A 21,636-nucleotide genomic window follows, 5' to 3' on the forward strand; every position below is an offset into this window, starting at 1 on the left:
GGCCGTGGGGCCGCAGGGAGAGAGGACCGGCGATGCCCGCATTCTCGCTCGAACCGGAACGGATCGCCTGGGGCGCACGGCTGCGCACGCTGGCGGCCGACCGGCTGCGCCCGCTCGCGGAGAAGGGTGAACCCGGCCGCGTCAACCGCCCGCTCGTCGCCGAACTGGGCCAACTGGGTTTGCTGTCACGCCTGTTCACATCCGGTGCCGTCGATCTCTGCCTGATGCGCGAATCCCTCGCCCACGCCTGTACGGAGGCCGAGACCGCCCTCGCCCTCCAGGGCCTCGGCGCCCACCCCGTCCACGCCCACGGCACCCCGGCCCAGCGCGACCGCTGGCTCCCCCGCCTCCACGCCGGCACAGCCGTCGCCGCGTTCGCCCTGAGTGAGCCGGGGGCGGGCTCGGACGCGGCCGCACTACGGCTTCGGGCGGAGGGGACGGACGGGCGCCCGGGGGGCGCGGGGGTGGTGAACAGCGCGGGGCCGCGACCGTCGGCGGGGGTGGAAGGCGCCGAACCGCAGCCCACCGCCCCTGCCCCCGCATCCGCATCCGTCCCCGCTCCCGCCGCCGAGCGCGACGGCCCCCGGCGCTGGCGGTTGACCGGGGAGAAGTGCTGGATCTCCAACGCTCCCGAGGCCGACTTCTACACCGTGTTCGCGCGGACCACTCCCGGCGCCGGCGCCCGGGGCGTCACCGCGTTCCTGGTGCCCGCGGACCGGCCCGGCCTCACCGGAACCGGCCTGGACATGCTGTCCCCGCACCCGATCGGCGCCCTGGACTTCGACGCCGTCCCGGTCACGGCGGAGGACGTGCTCGGCGAGGTCGACCGCGGGTTCCGGGTCGCCATGGGCACCCTCAACCTCTTCCGGCCCAGCGTCGGCGCCTTCGCCGTCGGCATGGCGCAGGCGGCACTGGACGCGACCCTCGCGCACACCGCCCGACGCGACGCCTTCGAGGGCAAGTTGCGGGACCTCCAGACGGTCGCCCACCAGGTCGCCGAGATGGCGCTGCGGACAGAGGCGGCGCGGCTGATGGTGTACGCGGCGGCGACGGCGTACGACACCGGCGCCCCGGACGTCCCCCGCCGCTCCGCGATGGCGAAACTCCTCGCCACCGAGACCGCCCAGTACGTCGTCGACACGGCCGTCCAACTCCACGGCGCCAGGGCGCTGCAACGCGGCCACGTCCTGGAACACCTCTACCGGGAGGTGCGGGCGCCGCGCATCTACGAGGGGGCGAGCGAGGTGCAGCGAGGCATCATCGCGAAGGAGCTGTACAAGGAGTGGGAGGCCGCCCTGTGACCACCGAACGCGTCAACCCGCCGGAGCTGTCGCCGCCCACCGGCTTCTCCCACGCGGTCGTCGCCACCGGCTCCCGCGTCGTCTTCCTGGCGGGCCAGACCGCACTCGACGGCGACGGCAAGGTCGTGGGCGAGACCCTGCCGGAGCAGTTCGAGCGAGCGCTCACCAACCTGCTGACCGCCCTGACCGCCGTCGGCGGCACCCCCTCCGACCTCGCCCGCGTCACCGTCTACACCACGGACGTCACCGCGTACCGCACCCACGCCCCCCAACTCGGCAGTATCTGGCGACAGTTGGCGGGCCGGGACTACCCGGCCATGGCGGTCGTCGGGATCGTACGCCTGTGGGACGAGCAGGCACTCGTGGAACTCGACGGGTTCGCGGTCCTGGGGGACCGACCGGGCCCGCGCGCTGCGAGGACGTGAGGCTCGGGCGAATTCGATTGCGGCCCTGCCACGCCTTGGGTACGGTCCGCCCATGTTCACAACGCCCCGTGTTTCTTAGCTCGGACACAAGCTTCGACGCCACCCTTGTGCCCTTGAGCTGTTACGGAGCGTAACAACAATGAACACCCTTCGCGGTCCCGGCCTGTTCCGGAACCGGGACTTCTCGCTGCTGCTGAGCGGCCAGCTGATCTCTTCCATCGGCAACCAGGCCGAGAGCATGGCCCTGCCGCTCATCGTCCTGGCCCTCACCGGGTCGGCCACCCAAGCCGGCTTCGTACTCGGCCTCGGTACCGTCACCTTCCTGGCGTTCGGGCTTGTCGCGGGCGCCCTCGTCGACCGGTGGGACCGCAAGGCCACCATGATCTGGTGCGAGCTCGGTCGGACCGTGCTCGCCGGAGGTGTCGCCGTCGCGCTGTGGCTGGACAGGCTCACGATGCCCCAGCTCTACGCGACGACCGTACTCGCCGGGATCCTGACCACCCTCTTCCAGGTGGCGAACACCGCGGCGCTGCCCAACGTGGTCGGTCGGCGGCAGCTGTCCGCCGCGCTCGGCTACTCGCAGTCCGCGGGCAGCGCGGTGAGTGTCCTCGGGGCCTCACTCGCCGGCGCGCTCTACGCCGCCGGGCGGACCGTGCCGTTCGCCGTCAACGCGGTCTCCTTCGCGGTGTCCGCGGCATCGCTCCGTCTGATGCGCGCCCGGTTCCAGCTGGACCGGCAGCCCGCGCGGACGTCCCGGCTCACCGCCGAGATCCGTGAGGGCCTCGGCTGGCTCTGGCGCCAACCGGTCATTCGCTTCCTCACCCTGGTCTCGGCCGCCGACAAGGTGCGCTACGGCGCCGGGTATCTGCTGATCATCACCCTCGCCCGGCAACTCGGCGCCTCGTCCCTGTGGATGGGCGCCATCTTCAGCGGCGCGGCGGTCGGCGCCCTGGCGGGGGCGCTGGTCGCGGACAGGGCCACGCGTCGCTTCCCGCTCGGCAGGATCGCCGTGGTGATGCTGTGGTTGGAGGCGCTGATGTTCCCGCTGTACGCGCTCGCCCCCGACCCGCTGACGCTGGCAGCGGTCGCGGCCGCCGAGTCACTGGTGGCTCCGGTGTACGCGGTGGCCATGACCACCCACCAACTGGCCATCACCCCCGACGAGTTGCGGGGCCGCGCCACGAGCGCGGTCTCGACGCTCACGACGGGAGCCCTGTCGATCGGCGCGCTGGCGGGCGGCGCGCTGATCACCACGCTCGGCGCCAAGCCCCTGGTCTGGCTCTGCGGAGCATGGCTGCTCACCCTGGCCCTCCTCGCCACGGCCAACCGAGCCGTACGACAGGCACCACCAGCAGGCACGATCCCGCAACAGAGGGGCACCGACACCACCGAGACCGCGGACATGGCCGGCTAAGGGCCCCTAAGGGCTCCACCATCTCGTGCTCCACGCAACTCCCGGAGCGGCTGCGGGCTTCGCCCCCGTCTGGTCCGAACGGCCCGTGGCCGGCCGGGTCGCGCAGCCGCAGTCCGGCAGTTGCCACCGGGCCCGCGCTCAGGCCGCTGCCGTCAGCCGCCCGACCGGTACCCGGTGCGGTGCGACGACGCGGCCGTCGGGCAGCAGCTCGCCGGTGTCGTCGAAGGTGATGGTGCCGTCGCACAGGAGACTCCACCCCTGCTCGGGGTGGCCGGCGACGACGTGCGGGGCGCGGGCGTCGGCCGAGGGGCACGAGGGCTGGTGGGAACACATGGCGCACCTCCACGTCGATGGGGCCGGACGGCCGTAGGAGTCCGTATCCCTTGGGAACAGACCATCCTCCTGTCGCGAAGCCCTTGGAACAGCTGGACGCCAAGCGTGACAACACCAGGACAACTCCACGACCGTTCCACGACGGCCGTGCCGGACTCGCCACCGAAGGGGTGACGATTCACGGCTGACGGCCTACCCGCCCGGTACCGGTGGAACCCCCATCACAGGAGGTCTCCCCATGTCATCGCGCCCCCTGCTCCCCCCGCGCCCCCTTCGGCACGCCCTCGCCGCGGCCGCAGGCGCCGCCCTGCTCGTGCTCGCCGTGCCCGCCCAGGCCGCCACCGCGGCCTCCTACGGGACCGGCACCCTGACCGTCGACCCCACCGGCACCCTCGCCGCGGACGGCACCGTCACCCTCTCCGGCACCTACCGCTGCCTCGGCAACACGGGCCCCGTGTTCATCAGCTCCTCCGTGTCCCAGGCCGCCCCGGACATCCGCTACGGCATCGGAGGCAGCCGCGCCGTGTGCGACGGCGTGAAACACCGCTGGCAGAACACCGGCCGCCCCCCACTCGACTCACCCGACGCCCTCAAGCCCGGCTCGGCCCAGGTGTACGCCACGGTCATGGAGCTTTACCCCGCGGGCGGGCTTCCGTTGCCCCTCCTCCACGCGGCCGGTGAGCGGGCCGTCAGGCTGACCGCGGTCTGATCTCCCAGGCCCTCACCCCCGGCACATCCCACCGCGACCCTCCCGACGGGGCGCGGTGTCTGCTTCCGTACGCTCCCTCAGACTTCCCCGTCCCTCCCCGGGCGCAGGCCGTCGAGCGCCGCCCGCAGGATCGGCTCGACGTAGGCCGGATCGCCGTGAATGGTGGCCACGGCGGTGATCATGTCGCAGATCTGCTCCAGGGTGAGGTCGTCGCGGACCTCGCGTGCCTCCTGCGCGGCTGCGAGGAGCGGTCTGCCGGCGGCCAGTACCCGGGAGCGGTTCCGGCTGAAGACGGGGTCGTCGCTGCCGGAGTGCGCCAGCAGCTCGGAGGCGATGTCCTGCTTGCTGGTGAAGTAGGCGAAGAACCGGTGCAGCCAGGCCGTGAACACCGCTCCCGGCGTCTCGCCGCCGACGGTCGCCGCGGCCTCGCAGAGGGCGTCGACCTCGTCGACGTAGAGAGCCTCCAGAAGCTCTCGGCGGCCGGGGAAGTTGCGGTAGAGCGTCGCCATGCCGACCCCGGCGCGGCGCGAGATCTCGGCCATGGACACCTGGGCGCCGAGTTCGGCGAACGCGGCGCGGGCGGCCGCGAGGATCTTCTCGCGATTGCGCTCGGCGTCGGCACGCCTGGGCGGTGGGGACTGCGGGTCCGAAGTCATGACTTCCTAAGTGGACAGGTTGTCCGGTACGTTGAAGTGGACAGGCTGTCCGCTTCTGCGGGAGCCCGATTCTATCCACCTGCCGCGACCGTCTTGCGCGGCGACTCAGGAGTTTTCATGGACTACCGGCCTCTCGGGCGCACCGGCGTCTCCGTCAGCCAGCTGTGCCTCGGCGCGATGATGCTCGGCGCCTTCGGCAACACCGACCACGACGACTCGATCAAGATCATCCACCGCGCTCTCGACGCGGGGATCAACTTCATCGACACCGCCGACTTCTACTCCGCCGGGGAGTCGGAGCGGATCGTCGCAAAGGCCCTCGCCGGCCGCCGGCGCGAGAACGTCGTGCTCGCCACGAAGGCCGGCCTGCCCTTCGGCGAGGATCCCAACCAGCGCGGGACGTCGCGGCGCTGGCTCACGCAGGCGGTCGAGGGCTCGCTGCGCCGGCTGGGGACCGACTGGATCGACCTCTTCCAGGTCCACCGTCTCGACGCGGCGGTCGACATCGACGAGACCCTGGGTGTCCTGTCCGATCTGGTCCACGCCGGGAAGATCCGGATGTTCGGCGCGTCCACGGTCCCCGCCTCCGAGATCGTCGAGGCGCAGTGGACCGCCGAACGCCGTGGCCGCGAACGGCTGCGCACCGAGCAGCCGCCTTACTCCCTCCTGGCCCGCGCCGTCGAGTACGACGTACTGCCGACGTGCCGACGACACGGGATGGGCGTGCTGACCTACAGCCCGCTCGCCGGCGGCTGGCTCACCGGCCGTTACCGCAAGGGCCACGAGGTCACCGGGCCGGGCTCGGACGTCCGGCAGCGACGCTTCGCCGCCCTCTACGACGTCACGTCCCCGGCGAACGCGGCGAAGCTCGATGCCGCCGACGCCCTCGGAGCGCTCGCCGACGAGGCCGGGATGTCGCTCATCCAGATGGCGATCGCGTTCGTCACCCGCCACCCGGCGGTCACCTCCGCGATCGTCGGCCCCCGCACCATGGAGCACCTCGACTCCTACCTTGCGGCCGACGGCATCCGCCTCTCCGACGACCTGCTCGACCGCATCGACGAGATCGTGCCCCCCGGACACACGGTCAACATCGCCGACAACATGTGGCACACCAGCACGTCCGCCCTCGACGCGGCATCCCGCCGCCGTCCCGTAGGCTCGGCAACCCCGTTCTGATCTCCGCCGAACTGCTCATCCAGGCGCTCAGGACGGGACGTAGCCGTTCGACTGCTTCCTTGTCCCGGTGCACCAGCCGGATCGCTGTTTCCCCCTGTGGGTGCTGGTTCGGCACCCACAGGGGGGTGCCTCACGTGGTCGCCGGCAGTACGTGGTCGCCGACCTTGTCCGTGCTCAGGCAGAGGGAGCAGACCGCCGCCTCATGGGTGGTGCAGGCGGTCAGGTCGGGGCGTTCGTAGGGCTGCCGGCAGACGTGGCAGTCCAGGGTGACCGCGCTGGGGTTGCCGTCGGCGTCGAGCAGCGGCTCGGCGATGCCGTCGTCGGTGCGGCGCAGGTAGTACCGGCCCTTGGTGAGGATCGCCATCAGCGGGGTGAGGACGAAGGCGATCACGGCCGCGGCGACGGGGGAGTACGGCTGGAACGTGTCGCCGAGGGCGTGGAAGTACATGGCGATCGACAGGCCGGAGGCCGCGACGAACGCGACGACGCCGACCGGGTTGACGGCGTAGAGCATGCCGCGGCGGAACTCCGGCCGGAGCGGCGAGAGTTTGAGCAGGTACTTGTTGACGCCGATGTCGGTGGCGACGGTGACCACCCAGGCGATCGCGCAGTTCGAGTAGAAGCCGAGGATGTCGTTGAGGAAGCCGAACATGTCGGCTTCCATCAGGGCGAGCGCGAAGCCCAGGTTGACCAGGACGAAGACCATGCGGCCCGGGGAGTGCTTGGTGACCCGGGTGAAGGAGTTGGTCCACGCCAGCGAACCGGAGTACGCGTTCGTGACGTTGATTTTGATCTGGCTGATGACAACCAGGGCGACGGCCAGCGGGACGACCAGCCAGGACGGCATCATCGCGTCGAAGGCGCCGCGGAACTGCTGGATCGGCTCGGTCGCCGCCGCCGGTCCCACCTTGGCGGCGACGGCGATCGCCACGACCATGGGGGTCCAGCGGCGGTAACTGCGCGGTGCGAAGCGGAGGGTGTAGTCCTCCAGAGTCTCCTTGACCGCCTGGTCGGCTGAGTTCGTCGGGTCTGCCGGTGCCAGCCGTGGCTCGGTGGTACTCATGTCACGCCTCCGGTGGTACTGGGTGCGGTGCGGGTGGGGGGATGAGCGCGGCCGTGCATACGACTCCGAACTCACGGCTGGTCACGTTAGAAAGCGGTTGTTACCTCCGGTGTCCGGCGGAGCCCAAAGGGACTGCGAGTCAAGCAAGTTGACGACAGGCGACCCCCATGTACTCCGCTATGCTCAGGCGTTCGAACGGACGACGGCCGGTGGGCACTCGGACCGCCGGGAAGGAAACGTGAGCGAGCGCGTGACAGCCGGAGATGGTGATCAGCAGGCGACGGTGCATCCCGGACGCGGGGCGGAGCGGCTGATCGCCGACCGGTATCAGCTCCACGAGGTCCTCGGCACGGGCGGCATGGGCACGGTCTGGCGGGCCCACGACCGGCTGCTGGACCGTCCGGTGGCCGTCAAGGAACTGCACGTCCTCACCGTCGGCGACGAGGAACACCGCATACGGCTGCGCCGGGCGAGCCGTGAGGCGCGTGCCGTCGCCCGGGTGCCGCACCCGCACGTGGTCGGCGTCCATGACCTGGTCGAGTCGGAGGACCGGCTGTGGATCGTCATGGAACTCGTCGAGGGGCCCTCGCTGGCCGGCCGGATCCTCGAGGCCGGACCGCTGACGCCGGAGCACACCGCCGTCATCGGACTGCAACTGCTCGACGCGCTGGAAGCGGTACACGCGGTCGGCGCCCTGCACCGGGAGGTCAAGCCCGCCAACGTCCTGCTGCGCCGCGACGACAACGCCGTCCTCACCGACTTCGGCATCGCGGCCCTGGACGACGGCGACTTCCTCACCACCACCGGTGAACTCGTCGGCTCCCTGGAGTTCATGGCGCCCGAGCGGGTGACCGGAGCGGAGACCGGCCCGGCCTCCGACCTGTGGTCACTGGGCGTGACCCTCGCCACGGTCTGCGGCGGTCGGTCCCCGTTCCGCAGGCCGGCGGCGCCCGCGACCCTGCACGCGGTGGCGTACGAGGAACCCGTCCTGCCGGAACGGCTGGGCCCCCTGCGTCCCCTCGTCGAGGCGCTGCTGCGCAAGTCCCCCGAGGAGCGCCCTTCGGCGGCCGTCCTGCGTTCCGAGCTGCGGCGCGTCGCGGCGGGGGAGACGGGCACCGGCCCGCTGCCGCCGGCGACCGTGCGCGTGCTCCAGGCCTCGCCACCGTGGGCCGACGCGGACACGGTGACCAGGGGCCGGCAGCCGATCGTCGCGCAGGGGGAGCCCGTTCCGACGGCACATGGCGGCACCTCCCGCTCGGCGGGCCCGAAGCGGCTGTGGTGGGCACTGGCCGGTACGGCGGTGCTGGCGGCCGGGGCCGTGGGAGGGCTGTTCCTCGCCGGGGCGCCCCCGTTCAAGGAGGACCCGACGACGACCACCGTCAGCCAGGTCGTCCAGTCGGCGACCGGCTGGCAGCCGGTCGCCGGCGTGTCCGTCCAGCGGGGAGACCGGGTCACCGTGCGGTTCGTCTCGGGGCAATGGACGGCCGATCACCGCAACATGCCCCTGGCCGGATCGGCCGGTTACGACGCGAAAACCGACAAGCTGTTCGAGGGTGCGAAGGACTGCAAGGTCAAGCCCGAGGCACCGTTCGCCGCTCTGCTGGCGGTCCTCGCGGGCGAGAAGAACGCTCCCGTCCACACCGTCGGACGGAAGCTGAACTTCAGGGCCGCCGGAAGCGGCACTCTCCAACTGGGCATGAACGACACCGCCGGGCCCTGCTCCGAGGACAACAGGGGCACGCTGACCGTGCGGGTGAGTGTGACGCACGAGAACTGAGCACGCGGCGGCGTGCGCCGCGTCGTCAGCGGCCGGGGACGGCCAGGTCGCCCTCGACGTACTGGGCACGGCCGAAGCCGAAGGACCAGTCCTGGGGGCCGTTCTCCATGAAGCTGATGAAGAGGTCCTCGCCGCCGACGCCGAGCGGTTCCAACTGCTTGGCGACGGTCCGGAAGACCCGTTGCTTGACCTCGGCGGCGCGCCCCGACTGGGTGAAGATCTGGATCATCACCAGCCGGTCCGAGCGCTCGAAGCCCAGGTCGGCGTCGAGGGCGATGACGTGGTCCGCGTCGTGCTCCGTGATGACCTGGAACCGGTCCCGCTCGGGGATCTCCAGCACGTCCACGAGCGCCCGGTGCGCCGCGTCGGCGATCGCCCTGATGTCCTCGGGACGGCGTCCACGGATGAGGTCGATCCGTACGAAAGGCATGTGGTTCGTTCCTTGCTTGTCGTTCTGGTGCGGGTGAGTCAGGGGGCCAGCGGCACCCACGTGCCGTGGGGCGCGACCCGGAGGAGGGAGGAGAGGCCGGCCTCGTGGAAGGCCCGCTCGATCTCCGGCAACCCCTCGGAGAAGTGGGCCCAGCCGTCGTAGTGGGCCGGAATCACGGTGTGGGCGCCCAGGACGGCGGCCGCGGCGGCGGCCCCGCGGCTGTCCAGGGACAGGGGGCGGCCGCCGAACTTCGCCGGTACGCGTGCCGCTCCCGCGTGCAGGACGGCCGCGGCGATGTCCGGCACCCGGCGGGAGATCTCCGCGACCGTGCGGATCGAGGCGTTGTCGCCGCTGACGTACACGGTGGGAAGCCCCTGCCCGGACAGCACGAACCCGGTGACCTCGCAGTTGACGTCGCCGTTCGCGTCGCGCTCGCCGTCCTCGGGGCCGTGCACCGCCGGGACCGCCAGCACGGTCAGATCACCGCCGCCGTCCGGGCGGGGGAGGGCGTGGGTGGTCCAGGGGGACAGACCGGTGGCCGGTGGGCCGAGGCGCTCGGCGGCCACCGGGCCGGTGAGTATCAGCGGAGCGGTCCTCGCGAACGCGCGGCCCCGCACGTCGAGGTTGTCCGGATGGGCTTCGTGGCTGACGAGAACGAGGTCGACCGCTCCGACCGCGTCCGCGTCGACGGCCGGACCGGCCGCCTTCGTGAGGTGGCCCTGCGGGCCGGCCGGGTCGAAGGTCGGATCGCTGACGACGCGCAGGCCGCCGATGTCGATGACGGCCGTCGGGCCGCCCAGGACGGTGACCGCGCATTCCTGCCGGGACAGCCCAGCGCTCATCGCGACCCTCGCAGCATGATCCTCAACGTTTCGCTCACACGTCGACGCTAGGGACGACCGGGTGCCGCGTGAAATGCCTGTGGTGACACATCCATGTGTGGCATGCATGGATGCTGTTCACCGCCCGGCCGGGGCGGGCGTCACTCCGCCGCGGTCTCCAGGGCGGCGTCCAGGAACCGGCGGATCAGTGTCCGCTGGGCATCGGGCACATGGACGAGGCTGACCGGGCTCGGCGGCGCGTTGGTGAGCGGGACGAAGCGCACGGCGGGGTGTTGCGTACGGCGCCGCGCGACCTCGGGGACGATGCCGATGCCACGGCCCGCGGCCACCGTCTCCAGCCACTCGTCGTAGTTCGACGTCTCGATGATCCGCTTCGGGCGCTGGTCGGCGGGCCACGACCAGGGGCCGGTGGTGCCACTGACCGTGTTGACCACGAGCGGCCAGTACCGGACGTCCGTCCAGTCCAGCTGGGCGAGGCGGGTCAGATCGGAGTGCTCGGAGCACAAGGCGACGCGCGGCTCGTCGAACAGATGCAGGACGCGCGCCCCTCTGGGCGCGTCGACCTCGCCCCGGACCACCGCGATGTCGAGCGTGCGCTGACGCAACGCCTGAAGGGGGTCGTCGGACCGGGTCAGGGCGACCGTGGCTCCCGTGCGCTCCTCGAAGCGGCTGACGGTCTGCTGCGTCCAGGGATCGGGCAGCAGCCAGCTGAAGCCGAGCCGGAGGGTGACGCGGTGGCTCACGACGGCGAGGGCCTGGTCCAGCGTCGCGAGGACCCGCTCGACGTGGACGAGGAACTCCGCGCCGGTGTCGGTGAGTTCGACGTGCCGTGACGAGCGGTCGAGCAGGCGGACGCTCAGGTTGCCCTCCAGCTGCGCGATCGTACGGCTCAGCGCCGGCTGCGTGATCAGCAGTTCCTCGGCGGCACGGGAGAACGAGCGGTGGTGGGCCACGGACGCGAAGGCCCGCAGGTGACGGAGTTCGACGTCCACGCTCATCGCGTCCCTTTCCGGCATCCATGCCTGCCGTGCATAGCGGCAGCTTAATCGGTGTTTCACAGGTTCACGCGCGCTGCCCGGCGGGAGATGCGGCTGGTGGGGAGCGGGGGCCGTTTCCATGCCTGCCGCGCATCGGTGCGCCGCGGAAGGCGGCTCTGAAGATGGCCCGCGCTGATCAGGGGGAACCGCGCCGCCACGCCCCTCACAGACCCTGGTCGGAGCGGAGGGCGACCGCCCGAAGGAGGGCGTCCCGGCACGCCCGGATGGCGGGGTGCCGACCGCGGCCGTCGCGTACGACGGTGAAGACGCGGCGAGCGCGCTGGCCGCGGGGGAGCGGCCGCAGGGTGACGGTGGAGGGTTGTCCGCTCCGGACGAGGCCGGGCAGGAAGGCCGCGGCGTGATGTTGCTCGACGAGGCGCTGGTGGAGCAGGAGGTCGGTGGTCTCGAACCGCACGTCGGGTTCGAAGCCGGCGTTGCGGCACAGGGTCATGGCCCAGTGCCGGGCGGCGGTGCCTTCGGGCTCCATCACCCAGGGGTGGTCGGCGAGTGAGCGCAGGACCGCCGTCGGGCCGTCGGCGGCCGACGTGCCCGCCGCTTTCGGCAGGGCGAGGTGCAGGGGGTCGTCGAGCAGGTCTTCCTGTTCGAGTTCGGCGGGTCGCGGGTTGGGGTTGTCGGGGTACTCCTCGGCGAGGACGAGGTCGAAGTCGCGGGCCTGCAGGGCGGGAAGGGCCTTCTCCGGTTCCAACTGCGTGACGTGGACGCGCAGGTGCGGGTGCTGGTCACGCAGCAGGCCGAGCGCGGTCGGGACGAGGGCCAGGGCGGCCGTCTGGAACGAGGCGATGCGCAGGGTGCCGGTCAGGTCGGTCAGGGAGGCGGCGATGTCCGCCTCCGCGCGCTCCAGGCGTTCGAGGACCACCTCGGTGTGGGCGACGAGGATCTCGGCCTGCTCGGTCAGCCGCACTCGCCGCCCGACCGGTTCCAGCAGCGGGACGCCCACTTCGGCTTCCAGCTGGGAGAGTTGCTGGGAGACGGACGAGGGGGCGTAGGACAGGGCGGCGGCGACGGCTGCCAGGGTGCCGCGGTGCTTGAGTTCGCGCAGCAGGCGCAGCCGGTGCAGATCGAACATGGGCGGCCCGCTCCCCTCACCACCTCGGAGCGACCCTCAATGGTCGCTTTCTCCGATGAGTATCGGTCGGAAACATTCGCTGGACCGATTGTACGAGGGGGCGCACCCTGAATCGTGTGTCTGAGACCTCCTCTTCCCCTCGTACGCTGCCGTGGCTTGCGCGGCCCGGCGCCCGCGCCTGGCGGTGCGCACCCGCCCCTGCCGAAGTGCGCGACTTCCACACCGCGCTGCCCGGCCACTTACCCACTCCACTGACCGAACTTCCCGCGCTGGCATCCGAGTTGCGGGTCGGCCGGGTCTTCGTCAAGGACGAGTCGTGGCGCCTCGGGCTGCCCGCGTTCAAGGCGCTGGGCGCGTCCTGGGCGGTCCACCGCACCCTCGCCGAGCGGGCCACGAACGGCTCAGGGCCGGTCCCGGTCACCCTGGTGACCGCCACCGACGGCAACCACGGCCGCGCCGTGGCCCGCATGGCCCGCCTGCTCGGGCAGCACGCCCACGTCTTCGTTCCCCGGGGCGTGCATCCGCAGGCCGTGGCGGCCATCGCCGCCGAACAGGCGAAGGTCACCGAGGTCTTGGGGCCGTACGACGAGGCCGTACGTCTGGCGGCCGAGGCGGCTGCCGCGCCGGACGCGGTCCTGGTCCAGGACACCGCCTGGCCGGGCTATGAGCAGATCCCGGGGTGGATCGTCGAGGGTTACTCCACCCTCTGCGCCGAGACCGACGAACAACTGGCGGCCGGAGGGGTCGTCGAAGGACCGGACCTCGTCGCCGTACCCGTGGGCGTGGGGTCCTTGGCCCAGGCCGTGGTCACCCACTACCGCAGTCGCCCCTCCGGGCACGCTCCGGCGCTGCTGTCCGTGGAGCCGGAGGCCGCGGCCTGCGTCCTGGAAAGCCTCGTCCTCGGTGCACCCGTCAGCGTCACCACCGGCGAAACCAGCATGGCGGGGCTGAACTGCGGCACCCCGTCCAGCATCGCCTGGCCCTACCTGAGCGGCGGGCTCGACGCAGCGGTCGCCGTCCGGGACACCGACAGCGTCCGCGCGGCCGCCCGCCTCGCGGCCCTCGGCGTCTCCTCGGGCCCCTGCGGGGCCGCGGCACTCGCCGGTCTCCGCGCGGCACTCACCGGCGAGGGAGCCGAGGAACGCCGTAGGGCACTGGGGCTCGGGCCGGCCTCAGTGGTCGTGCTGCTGAGCACCGAGGGCACGGCCGCCAACCCGCACTCCACCACCGCTCACTGAAGGTCGCAGCGCCGGGGTGCGCCGGCCGTGACCGGGGTCGCGGCCGGCTTGGGGGCGTGCGGCGAAAGTCCCGCCTGCCCTGCGGGCGGACGACGGGCCTTTCGCCACACGCCGGCTCGCACCCACGCCATACCCTCCTGCGCCTGGCCGACCAGCACTGACCGCGAACACCGCCAGTTCCGGCGACGCTCGGAAAGCAGTCGGCAACTGCCGGGAACTCAGGGCCAGTTCGCCCCGACTACTGCAACACGAGCCTTTCACCCCGGTGAGCGCAGAAGCCCCTCAGCCCGGTGAGGGCAGCCCGTAGGTCCGTACACAAGGAGCCCGCATGTCGATGAACCGGCCGGTCGTCACCGCCCTGGCCGCAGCCCTCTGTCTGCTCACGACGGCATGCGGTGCCTCCTCGTCCGACGACAGCGCGAGCGACAGCACGACCGAGGCCGCGGCCTCCAAGACCGGCTACCCGGTGACCCTCGACAACTGTGGACGGACGGAGACTTTCAAGAAGGCCCCCAGCCGGGTCGTCGTCATGAACGGAGCCTCCGTCGCCGAGGTCTCCACCCTCCTCGCCCTCGGCCTCCAGGGCAAGATCGTCGCCAACCAGCAGAGCTACGGCATGTCCGAGGTGCCCGGCCGGGCCGCCGCCATCAAGAAGCTCCCCACCGGGAGCGTCAAGCTCAACGAGGCCTACGACATCCCACGCGAGGCGATGCTCGGCCTGCGCCCCGACCTCGTCCTGTCCGTCACCACGTACGGCTTCGACGAGAAGAACGGCTTCGCCACCCGCGACCAACTGGGGCAGGTCGGCGCCCACAGCTACGTCTCCCCGAAGGGCTGCGACGACGACCCTTCCCGGATGACCGTCGCCGACAGCTACCAGCTGCTGCGCGACATGGGAAAGATCTTCAACGTCAGTGACCGGGCCGAGAAGCTGATCGCCGCCTCCGAGAAGAACATCGCGGCGGTCTCCGAGAAGGTCACGGGGGAGAAGAAGCCCGAGGTCATGGTGCTCTTCTCCAACATGTCCATGGGCAGCAACGACTTCAGCTCCGTCCTCGCCAACGGCATCGTCAACGACATCCTCGCCAAGGCCGGCGGCACCAACGCCTTCTCGGACACCACCAAGGCCACCTTCGCCGACCTGAGCAAGGAGAAGGTGGCCGCCACCGACGTCGACGCCGTCGTCGTCATCAGCTACAACGACCCGAACCCGGCGGCGTACGCCAAGAAACTGCTCGAGGAGTTCCCCCAGTGGCCGGCCGCCAAGAACAACACGTACGTGACGCTGTCCGACTCGATGTACCTCGGCCCGAGCAACGACCTGGCCGTGGAGAAGATCGCCAGGCTGCTGCACCCGGCGGCGTTCTGAGCCGGCTCAGGGTCCCCCTGGCATTCACGCTCCTGCCCGTCGCGCTGGTCGCCACCATGATCGTGGCGATCAGCATCGGTGCCGTCGGCGTCCCGGTCGGTGACGTGTGGAGGATCGTCCTGCATCACGTCACCGGCGCCGGGACGGCGCCCTCCGATCCCGCCGTCGACCAGATCGTCTGGAACTTCCGCACCCCGCGGGTGGTCCTGGCGGCCCTGGTCGGCGCGGGCCTGGCGGTGTCCGGGGCGGTGCTCCAGACGGTGGTGTCCAACCCGCTCGCCGACCCCATCGTCCTCGGTTTCTCCTACGGCGCCACGCTCGGCGCGGTCCTCGTCATCACCCTGGGCGGGGGCGCGGCACTCGCCGGGCTCGGGGTGTCGGCGGCGGCCTTCCTCGGGGCGGTCGTCGCCGGTGCCCTCGTGTTCGCGCTCGGGCAGCGGCGCGGACGGCTGTCCCCGACCCGGCTGGTGCTGGCGGGTGTCGCCGTCGGCTACGTCTTCCTCTCGGCCACCAGCTACGTGCAACTCCAGGCGACGCCGACCGAGTTGCGGACGGTGATGTTCTGGATGCTGGGCAGCGTCGCCGGCGCCCAGTGGGACCAACTCCCCACGGTCACCGTGGTCGTGCTCGTCACGACCGCCCTGTTGTCCCTGTTCGGCCGGCGCCTCAACGTGCTGCTGGCCGGCGACGAGTCCGCCACCGCGCTCGGTGTCGACGTCAACCGGCTGAGGGCTGTGCTGCTGGTGCTCAGCGCGCTGCTGACCGGCACGGTCATCGCCGTCGCCGGCAGCATCGGCTTCGTCGGCCTGATGATCCCGCACCTGGTACGTCTGACCACTGGCGCCGACCACCGTCGTCTGCTGCCCCTGACCGCTCTGCTGGGTGCCGTCTACCTGGTTCTCGTCGACCTGCTCTCCCGCACCCTCGACCGCCCCAACGAACTGCCGCTGGGCATCCTCACCGCGCTCCTCGGCGCCCCGTTCTTCCTGTGGCTGCTGCGCCGCAACAAGGGTCTGGACTGATCTCGTGAAACTGACCGTCGACCAGATCCGCATCACCCTGGACCGGACCGCGATCCTGCGCGACGTGAGCCTTCAGGCCCACAAGGGCGACATCGTCGGCCTCGTCGGCCCGAACGGCAGTGGCAAGTCCACCCTGTTGCGCGCGGTCTATCGCTCGCTGCGTCCGGCGGACGGGGCCGTCAGGGTCGGCGAGGACGACGTGTGGGCGCTGTCCCCCCGCGCCGCGGCCCGCCGTACCGCCGCCGTCCTCCAGGACGCGGGCGGCAACACCACCGGGCTGACCGTCACCGAGATCGTCGCCCTCGGCCGCGCTCCCCACCACGGCCTGCTGGGCCGCGACGGAGCCGAGGACCACCGGGCCGTGGCCGACGCCGTCGACCGCTGCGGCGTACGGCCCCTCGCGGACCGCGACTACGCCTCGCTGTCCGGCGGCGAACGCCAACGTGTCCTGCTGGCCCGCGCGTTGGCCCAGGATCCGCAGCTGCTGGTCCTGGACGAACTCACCAACCACCTGGACATCCGGGCCCGGTTCGAACTCCTCGACCTGATCCGGGCCACCGGCGTCACCACCCTCGCCGTCCTGCACGACCTCGACCTCGCCGCCCGCCTCTGCGACCGACTGGTCGTCCTGCACGAGGGAACCGTGGTGGCGGCGGGACCGGTCCTCGAGGTACTGACGCCGCGGATCCTCGCCGACGTCTTCGGCGTCCGCGCCCACACCGAACGGCACGCCGACGGCGTCGTCCGGATCACGTACGCGGCCCAGCCCCTCGCGGACGGGGACGCCCTCCACGTGCCGGGGGCGGGCCGCTGACACGACGCACTGCGCGTGCGCCGCGCGTGGGACCTTCCCGCCCGGCCCCGGCTCGCGTACCTTGCGGCTTTCGTTCAGATGTCCCGGAAGATCTCGATCTGCGCCCCGATCGTGTTCAGCCGCTCCGCGAGGTCCTCGTAGCCGCGGTTGATGACGTAGACGTTGCGCAGGACGGACGTGCCCTCGGCGGCCATCATCGCCAGCAGGACGACGACGGCGGGGCGCAGGGCGGGCGGGCACATCATCTCGGCGGCGCGCCAGCGGGTGGGGCCCTCGACGAGGACGCGGTGGGGGTCGAGGAGTTGCAGGCGTCCGCCGAGGCGGTTGAGGTCGGTCAGGTAGATCGCGCGGTTGTCGTAGACCCAGTCGTGGATGAGGGTCTTGCCGGACGCGGCGGCCGCGATCGCCGCGAAGAACGGGACGTTGTCGATGTTCAGGCCGGGGAACGGCATGGGGTGGATCTTGTCGATCGGGGCCTCCAGCTTGGAGGGCCGGACGGTGAGGTCCACCAGGCGCGTGCGGCCGTTGTCGGCGAAGTACTCGGGCGTGCGGTCGTGGTCGAGCCCCATCTCCTCGAGCACGGCGAGCTCGATCTCCAGGAACTCGATCGGCACCCGGCGTACGGTCAGCTCCGACTCGGTGACGAGGGCCGCGGCCACCAGGCTCATCGCCTCGACCGGGTCCTCGGAGGGGGAGTAGTCCACGTCGACGTCGATGTCGGGCACACCGTGCACGGTGAGGGTGGTGGTGCCGATGCCCTCGACCCGGACGCCGAGCGCCTCCAGGAAGAAGCACAGATCCTGCACCATGTAGTTGGAGGAGGCGTTGCGGATGATCGTCACACCGTCGTGCCGGGCGGCGGCCAGCAGCGCGTTCTCGGTGACCGTGTCGCCGCGCTCGGTCAGGACGATCGGGCGGTCCGGGCGCACGGAGCGGTCCACCGTGGCGTGGTACTGGCCCTCGGTGGCGGCCACCTCCAGGCCGAACCGGCGCAGCGCGATCATGTGCGGCTCGATGGTCCGGGTGCCGAGGTCGCAGCCACCGGCGTAGGGCAGCTTGAAGCGGTCCATGCGGTGCAGCAGCGGGCCGAGGAACATGATGATGGACCGTGTGCGCACGGCCGCCTCCGCGTCGATCGCCGCCATGTCCGGTTCGGCCGGCGGCACGATCTCCAGGTCGACGCCCCCGTTGATCCAGCGGGCGCGGACACCGATCGAGCCGAGGACCTCCAGCAGGCGGTAGACCTCCTCGATGCGGGCGACCCTGCGCAGCACTGTGCGCCCCTTGTTGAGCAGCGAGGCGCACAGCAGGGCCACGCAGGCGTTCTTGCTCGTCTTGACGTCGATGGCGCCGGAGAGCCGACGGCCGCCGACGACCCGCAGATGCATCGGTCCCGCGTAGCCGAGGGAGACGATCTCGCTGTCCAGGGCCTCACCGATGCGGGCGATCATCTCAAGGCTGATGTTCTGGTTGCCGCGCTCGATGCGGTTGACGGCACTCTGGCTGGTTCCGAGCGCCTCCGCGAGTTGGGCCTGTGTCCAGCCACGGTGTTGCCGTGCGTCACGGATGAGCTTGCCGATGCGTACGAGGTAGTCGTCTGCCATGAGGCTGAGGTTATCTCAGATATGAGATGGCGCCTCTTGGGGGGTCCATTCGGGTGACAGGGCGTCAATGCTCCCTGGTGCTCCGCGTGCGGCGCCACCCGAAAGGTCCGGGCAGATCCATCGATGTCGTACGACGTCCGGTGCTGCTGCGGGTGTGACGCGGTCCGTTTTTTCCGCCGGTGGTGATGGACCAGGAGCGCTTGTTGATGTTCAGGCGCACCCCGGGAAGGATCCGGAAACTCTTGCGGAACGTGAGGGGCATCGTTCCTCCCTTCGAAGAGCTCGGCGTACGTGCCCTCCCTGGTCGGTTACCCCCACTTGACGCATTGATGGGCCCGCCCCGCCGACGGGAGGCGGGGGTCCGGGCATGACCAGCCCGCGCCCATGTACTAGAGTTATCTCGACATCGAGATATCTGCCGAGGCGCACCACAGCCGCCGGAGCGGTAAGGGTTACCTAACTTAGCCTTACCTTAGCGGATCGGCCAGGCCCGCGTGGCGGCAGGATGCGGTGGTACGCGCACATCAATGAAGGAGACCGTCGTGTCGGCGAACAGCTTCGACGCCCGCAGCACGCTGCAGGTGGGCGACGAGTCGTACGAGATCTTCCGCCTGGACAAGGTGGAGGGCTCGGCCCGACTCCCTTACAGCCTCAAGGTCCTGCTGGAGAACCTGCTCCGCACGGAGGACGGCGCGAACATCACCGCCGACCACATCCGCGCCCTCGGCAACTGGGACTCGCAGGCCCAGCCCAGCCAGGAGATCCAGTTCACGCCGGCCCGCGTGATCATGCAGGACTTCACCGGCGTTCCCTGTGTGGTCGACCTCGCCACCATGCGTGAGGCCGTCAAGGAGCTCGGCGGCGACCCGGCGAAGATCAACCCGCTGGCCCCGGCCGAGCTGGTCATCGACCACTCCGTCATCGCGGACAAGTTCGGCACGCACGAGGCCTTCTCCCAGAACGTGGAGCTGGAGTACGGCCGCAACCGGGAGCGCTACCAGTTCCTGCGCTGGGGCCAGACCGCCTTCGACGAGTTCAAGGTCGTGCCCCCCGGCACCGGCATCGTGCACCAGGTGAACATCGAGCACCTGGCCCGCACGGTCATGGTCCGCAATGGCCAGGCGTACCCGGACACCCTGGTCGGCACCGACTCGCACACCACCATGGTCAACGGCCTCGGTGTGCTGGGCTGGGGCGTCGGCGGCATCGAGGCCGAGGCCGCGATGCTCGGCCAGCCGGTCTCCATGCTCATCCCGCGCGTCGTCGGCTTCAAGCTGACCGGTGAGCTGAAGCCGGGCACCACCGCCACCGACCTCGTGCTGACCATCACCGAGATGCTGCGCAAGCACGGTGTCGTCGGCAAGTTCGTCGAGTTCTACGGCGAGGGTGTCGCCGCCACCTCCCTCGCCAACCGCGCCACCATCGGCAACATGTCGCCGGAGTTCGGCTCGACCGCCGCGATCTTCCCGATCGACGACGAGACCATCAAGTACCTCAAGCTCACCGGCCGCTCCGAGCAGCAGCTCGCGCTCGTCGAGGCGTACGCCAAGGAGCAGGGCCTCTGGCTGGACCCGAAGGCCGAGCCGGACTTCTCCGAGAAGCTCGAGCTCGACCTGTCCACGGTCGTCCCCTCCATCGCCGGCCCGAAGCGCCCGCAGGACCGTATCGTCCTCGCGAACGCCGCCGAGCAGTTCAAGCAGGACGTCCGCGCCTACGTCAACGACGAGTACGAGGCCAGCAAGGAGTCCTTCCCGAGCTCCGACGCCCCCTCCTCGATCCCGAACGGCGCCCCGTCCAAGCCGGTCACCGTGACCGCCCCCGACGGCTCGACCTACGAGATCGACCACGGTGCCGTGACGGTCGCCGCGATCACCTCCTGCACCAACACCTCGAACCCGTACGTCATGGTCGCCGCCGCGCTCGTCGCGAAGAAGGCCGTGGAGAAGGGCCTGACCCGCAAGCCGTGGGTCAAGACCACCCTCGCCCCGGGGTCGAAGGTCGTCACCGACTACTTCGACAAGGCGGGCCTGACCCCGTACCTCGACAAGGTCGGCTTCAACCTCGTCGGCTACGGCTGCACCACCTGCATCGGCAACTCCGGCCCGCTGCCGGAGGAGGTCTCCAAGGCCGTCAACGACCACGACCTCGCGGTCACCTCGGTCCTGTCCGGCAACCGGAACTTCGAGGGCCGTATCAACCCCGACGTCAAGATGAACTACCTGGCGTCCCCGCCGCTGGTCGTCGCGTACGCCATCGCCGGTTCGATGAAGGTGGACATCACCAAGGACGCCCTGGGCACCGACCAGGACGGCAACCCGGTCTTCCTCAAGGACATCTGGCCCTCCGAGGCCGAGGTCAACGACGTCGTGGCGAACGCCATCGGCGAGGACATGTTCAACAAGTCCTACCAGGACGTCTTCGCGGGCGACGCCCAGTGGCAGGCGCTGCCGATCCCGACCGGCAACACCTTCGAGTGGGACGCGGAGTCGACGTACGTCCGCAAGCCCCCGTACTTCGAGGGCATGGCCCACGAGCCGTCCCCGGTCAGCGACATCGCCGGTGCGCGCGTGCTCGCCAAGCTGGGCGACTCGGTCACCACCGACCACATCTCCCCGGCCGGTGCGATCAAGGCCGACACCCCGGCCGGCAAGTACCTCACCGAGCACGGTGTGGAGCGTCGTGACTTCAACTCCTACGGCTCCCGCCGAGGCAACCACGAGGTCATGATCCGCGGTACGTTCGCCAACATCCGCCTGCGCAACCAGATCGCGCCGGGCACCGAGGGCGGCTACACCCGCGACTTCACCCAGGCCGACGGCCCGGTGAGCTTCATCTACGACGCCTCCCGCAACTACATCGAGCAGGGCATCCCGCTCGTCGTGCTCGCGGGCAAGGAGTACGGCTCCGGCTCGTCCCGCGACTGGGCCGCCAAGGGCACCGCGCTCCTCGGCGTCAAGGCCGTCATCGCCGAGTCCTACGAGCGCATCCACCGCTCCAACCTCATCGGCATGGGCGTCCTGCCGCTCCAGTTCCCCGAGGGCCAGTCCGCCGCGACGCTCGGCCTGACCGGCGAGGAGACCTTCTCCTTCACCGGCGTCGAGGAGCTGAACAACGGCACCACCCCGCGCACGGTGAAGGTCACCACCGACACGGGCGTCGAGTTCGACGCGGTCGTCCGCATCGACACCCCCGGCGAGGCCGACTACTACCGCAACGGCGGCATCATGCAGTACGTGCTGCGCAGCCTGATCCGCAAGTAAGGGATCCGGTACGGCGGTCAGGGCCGCGCTCCCCGAGGGGGCGCGGCCCTTCGTCGTGCGTCAGGCGTTTACAACT

Annotated in this window: 19 protein-coding genes and 1 pseudogene; 11 read left to right on the forward strand and 9 right to left on the reverse strand. The window is 70.8% G+C overall.

Annotated elements, in window-relative coordinates:
- The first annotated feature begins 32 nt into the window (after positions 1-32).
- From ACGFNV_RS18500 to ACGFNV_RS18510, 3 genes are all read left to right on the forward strand, one after another.
- Positions 33-1,301, forward strand: coding sequence for an acyl-CoA dehydrogenase family protein (locus ACGFNV_RS18500; RefSeq protein ID WP_393623685.1), 1,269 nt, complete (start codon positions 33-35; stop codon positions 1,299-1,301).
- Entirely contained in the window at positions 1,298-1,726 is a 429-nt protein-coding gene (locus ACGFNV_RS18505) for a RidA family protein (RefSeq protein ID WP_393623687.1), read from the forward strand. The genes ACGFNV_RS18500 and ACGFNV_RS18505 overlap by 4 nt, the downstream gene beginning before the upstream one ends.
- 139 nt (positions 1,727-1,865) lie before the next feature.
- Positions 1,866-3,140 (forward strand): MFS transporter, encoded by a 1,275-nt coding sequence (locus ACGFNV_RS18510; protein ID WP_393623689.1) that lies wholly within the window; start codon positions 1,866-1,868, stop codon positions 3,138-3,140.
- A gap of 138 nt (positions 3,141-3,278) precedes the next feature.
- Here the strand turns inward: ACGFNV_RS18510 and ACGFNV_RS18515 are convergent, their stop codons facing one another.
- Positions 3,279-3,473, reverse strand: coding sequence for a DUF5999 family protein (locus tag ACGFNV_RS18515; RefSeq protein ID WP_393623691.1), 195 nt, complete (start codon positions 3,471-3,473; stop codon positions 3,279-3,281).
- Between the two features lie 238 nt (positions 3,474-3,711).
- Here ACGFNV_RS18515 and ACGFNV_RS18520 point away from each other — a divergent pair, with 238 nt between their 5' ends.
- Complete coding sequence (locus tag ACGFNV_RS18520; RefSeq protein WP_393623693.1) at positions 3,712-4,182, forward strand: DUF6299 family protein; 471 nt, start codon at positions 3,712-3,714, stop codon at positions 4,180-4,182.
- Between the two features lie 77 nt (positions 4,183-4,259).
- On the opposite strand, the gene ACGFNV_RS18525 is transcribed toward ACGFNV_RS18520, so the two are convergent.
- A complete protein-coding gene (locus ACGFNV_RS18525; RefSeq protein ID WP_393623694.1) occupies positions 4,260-4,838 on the reverse strand; it encodes a TetR/AcrR family transcriptional regulator in 579 nt (192 codons plus the stop codon).
- Positions 4,839-4,955: 117 nt separating this feature from the next.
- Between ACGFNV_RS18525 and ACGFNV_RS18530 the strand changes: the two genes are divergently transcribed.
- The gene (locus tag ACGFNV_RS18530) at positions 4,956-6,017 is read left to right on the forward strand and encodes an aldo/keto reductase (RefSeq protein ID WP_393623696.1); all 1,062 of its coding nucleotides are present in this window, start codon (positions 4,956-4,958) and stop codon (positions 6,015-6,017) included.
- 130 nt (positions 6,018-6,147) lie between these two features.
- On the opposite strand, the pseudogene ACGFNV_RS18535 reads toward ACGFNV_RS18530, so the two are convergent.
- Positions 6,148-6,936 (reverse strand): annotated as a pseudogene (locus tag ACGFNV_RS18535) (allantoin permease); the annotation flags it as partial.
- A 382-nt stretch (positions 6,937-7,318) separates the two neighbouring features.
- Here ACGFNV_RS18535 and ACGFNV_RS18540 point away from each other — a divergent pair.
- Positions 7,319-8,857 carry a serine/threonine-protein kinase gene (locus tag ACGFNV_RS18540; RefSeq protein WP_393623698.1) on the forward strand — a complete coding sequence of 513 codons (1,539 nt, stop codon included), beginning with the start codon at positions 7,319-7,321 and terminating at the stop codon, positions 8,855-8,857.
- A 25-nt stretch (positions 8,858-8,882) separates the two neighbouring features.
- Here ACGFNV_RS18540 and ACGFNV_RS18545 read toward each other — a convergent pair whose 3' ends face one another.
- The 4 genes from ACGFNV_RS18545 to ACGFNV_RS18560 all read right to left on the reverse strand — a co-directional run bounded on the left by ACGFNV_RS18545 (position 8,883) and on the right by ACGFNV_RS18560 (position 12,253).
- Entirely contained in the window at positions 8,883-9,287 is a 405-nt protein-coding gene (locus ACGFNV_RS18545) for a tautomerase family protein (RefSeq protein WP_393623700.1), read from the reverse strand.
- Between the two features lie 38 nt (positions 9,288-9,325).
- Complete coding sequence (locus ACGFNV_RS18550) at positions 9,326-10,129, reverse strand: MBL fold metallo-hydrolase (RefSeq protein WP_393623702.1); 804 nt, start codon at positions 10,127-10,129, stop codon at positions 9,326-9,328.
- A gap of 140 nt (positions 10,130-10,269) precedes the next feature.
- Positions 10,270-11,127, reverse strand: coding sequence for a LysR family transcriptional regulator (locus ACGFNV_RS18555; RefSeq protein ID WP_393623703.1), 858 nt, complete (start codon positions 11,125-11,127; stop codon positions 10,270-10,272).
- A gap of 202 nt (positions 11,128-11,329) precedes the next feature.
- Positions 11,330-12,253 carry a LysR substrate-binding domain-containing protein gene (locus ACGFNV_RS18560; RefSeq protein ID WP_393623705.1) on the reverse strand — a complete coding sequence of 308 codons (924 nt, stop codon included), beginning with the start codon at positions 12,251-12,253 and terminating at the stop codon, positions 11,330-11,332.
- A gap of 116 nt (positions 12,254-12,369) precedes the next feature.
- Here ACGFNV_RS18560 and ACGFNV_RS18565 point away from each other — a divergent pair, with 116 nt between their 5' ends.
- The 4 genes from ACGFNV_RS18565 to ACGFNV_RS18580 all read left to right on the forward strand — a co-directional run bounded on the left by ACGFNV_RS18565 (position 12,370) and on the right by ACGFNV_RS18580 (position 16,696).
- Positions 12,370-13,491, forward strand: a complete 1,122-nt coding sequence (locus tag ACGFNV_RS18565) for a diaminopropionate ammonia-lyase (protein ID WP_393623707.1) — start codon at positions 12,370-12,372, stop codon at positions 13,489-13,491.
- Positions 13,492-13,819: 328 nt separating this feature from the next.
- Positions 13,820-14,860 carry an ABC transporter substrate-binding protein gene (locus ACGFNV_RS18570; RefSeq protein WP_393623708.1) on the forward strand — a complete coding sequence of 347 codons (1,041 nt, stop codon included), beginning with the start codon at positions 13,820-13,822 and terminating at the stop codon, positions 14,858-14,860.
- A gap of 56 nt (positions 14,861-14,916) precedes the next feature.
- Complete coding sequence (locus ACGFNV_RS18575) at positions 14,917-15,882, forward strand: FecCD family ABC transporter permease (protein ID WP_393623710.1); 966 nt, start codon at positions 14,917-14,919, stop codon at positions 15,880-15,882.
- A 4-nt stretch (positions 15,883-15,886) separates the two neighbouring features.
- Complete coding sequence (locus tag ACGFNV_RS18580) at positions 15,887-16,696, forward strand: ABC transporter ATP-binding protein (RefSeq protein WP_393623711.1); 810 nt, start codon at positions 15,887-15,889, stop codon at positions 16,694-16,696.
- A gap of 74 nt (positions 16,697-16,770) precedes the next feature.
- Here ACGFNV_RS18580 and ACGFNV_RS18585 read toward each other — a convergent pair whose 3' ends face one another.
- Entirely contained in the window at positions 16,771-18,300 is a 1,530-nt protein-coding gene (locus tag ACGFNV_RS18585) for a helix-turn-helix domain-containing protein (RefSeq protein WP_393623713.1), read from the reverse strand.
- A 64-nt stretch (positions 18,301-18,364) separates the two neighbouring features.
- Positions 18,365-18,562, reverse strand: a complete 198-nt coding sequence (locus ACGFNV_RS18590; protein WP_393623715.1) for a DUF4236 domain-containing protein — start codon at positions 18,560-18,562, stop codon at positions 18,365-18,367.
- A gap of 280 nt (positions 18,563-18,842) precedes the next feature.
- Between ACGFNV_RS18590 and acnA the strand changes: the two genes are divergently transcribed.
- Positions 18,843-21,560, forward strand: a complete 2,718-nt coding sequence (gene acnA, locus ACGFNV_RS18595; protein WP_393624066.1) for an aconitate hydratase AcnA — start codon at positions 18,843-18,845, stop codon at positions 21,558-21,560.
- The last annotated feature ends 76 nt before the right edge of the window (positions 21,561-21,636 follow it).

The organism is Streptomyces sp. NPDC048751 (assembly GCF_043198595.1).
In the GTDB taxonomy this organism is placed as follows: Bacteria; Actinomycetota; Actinomycetes; order Streptomycetales; family Streptomycetaceae; genus Streptomyces.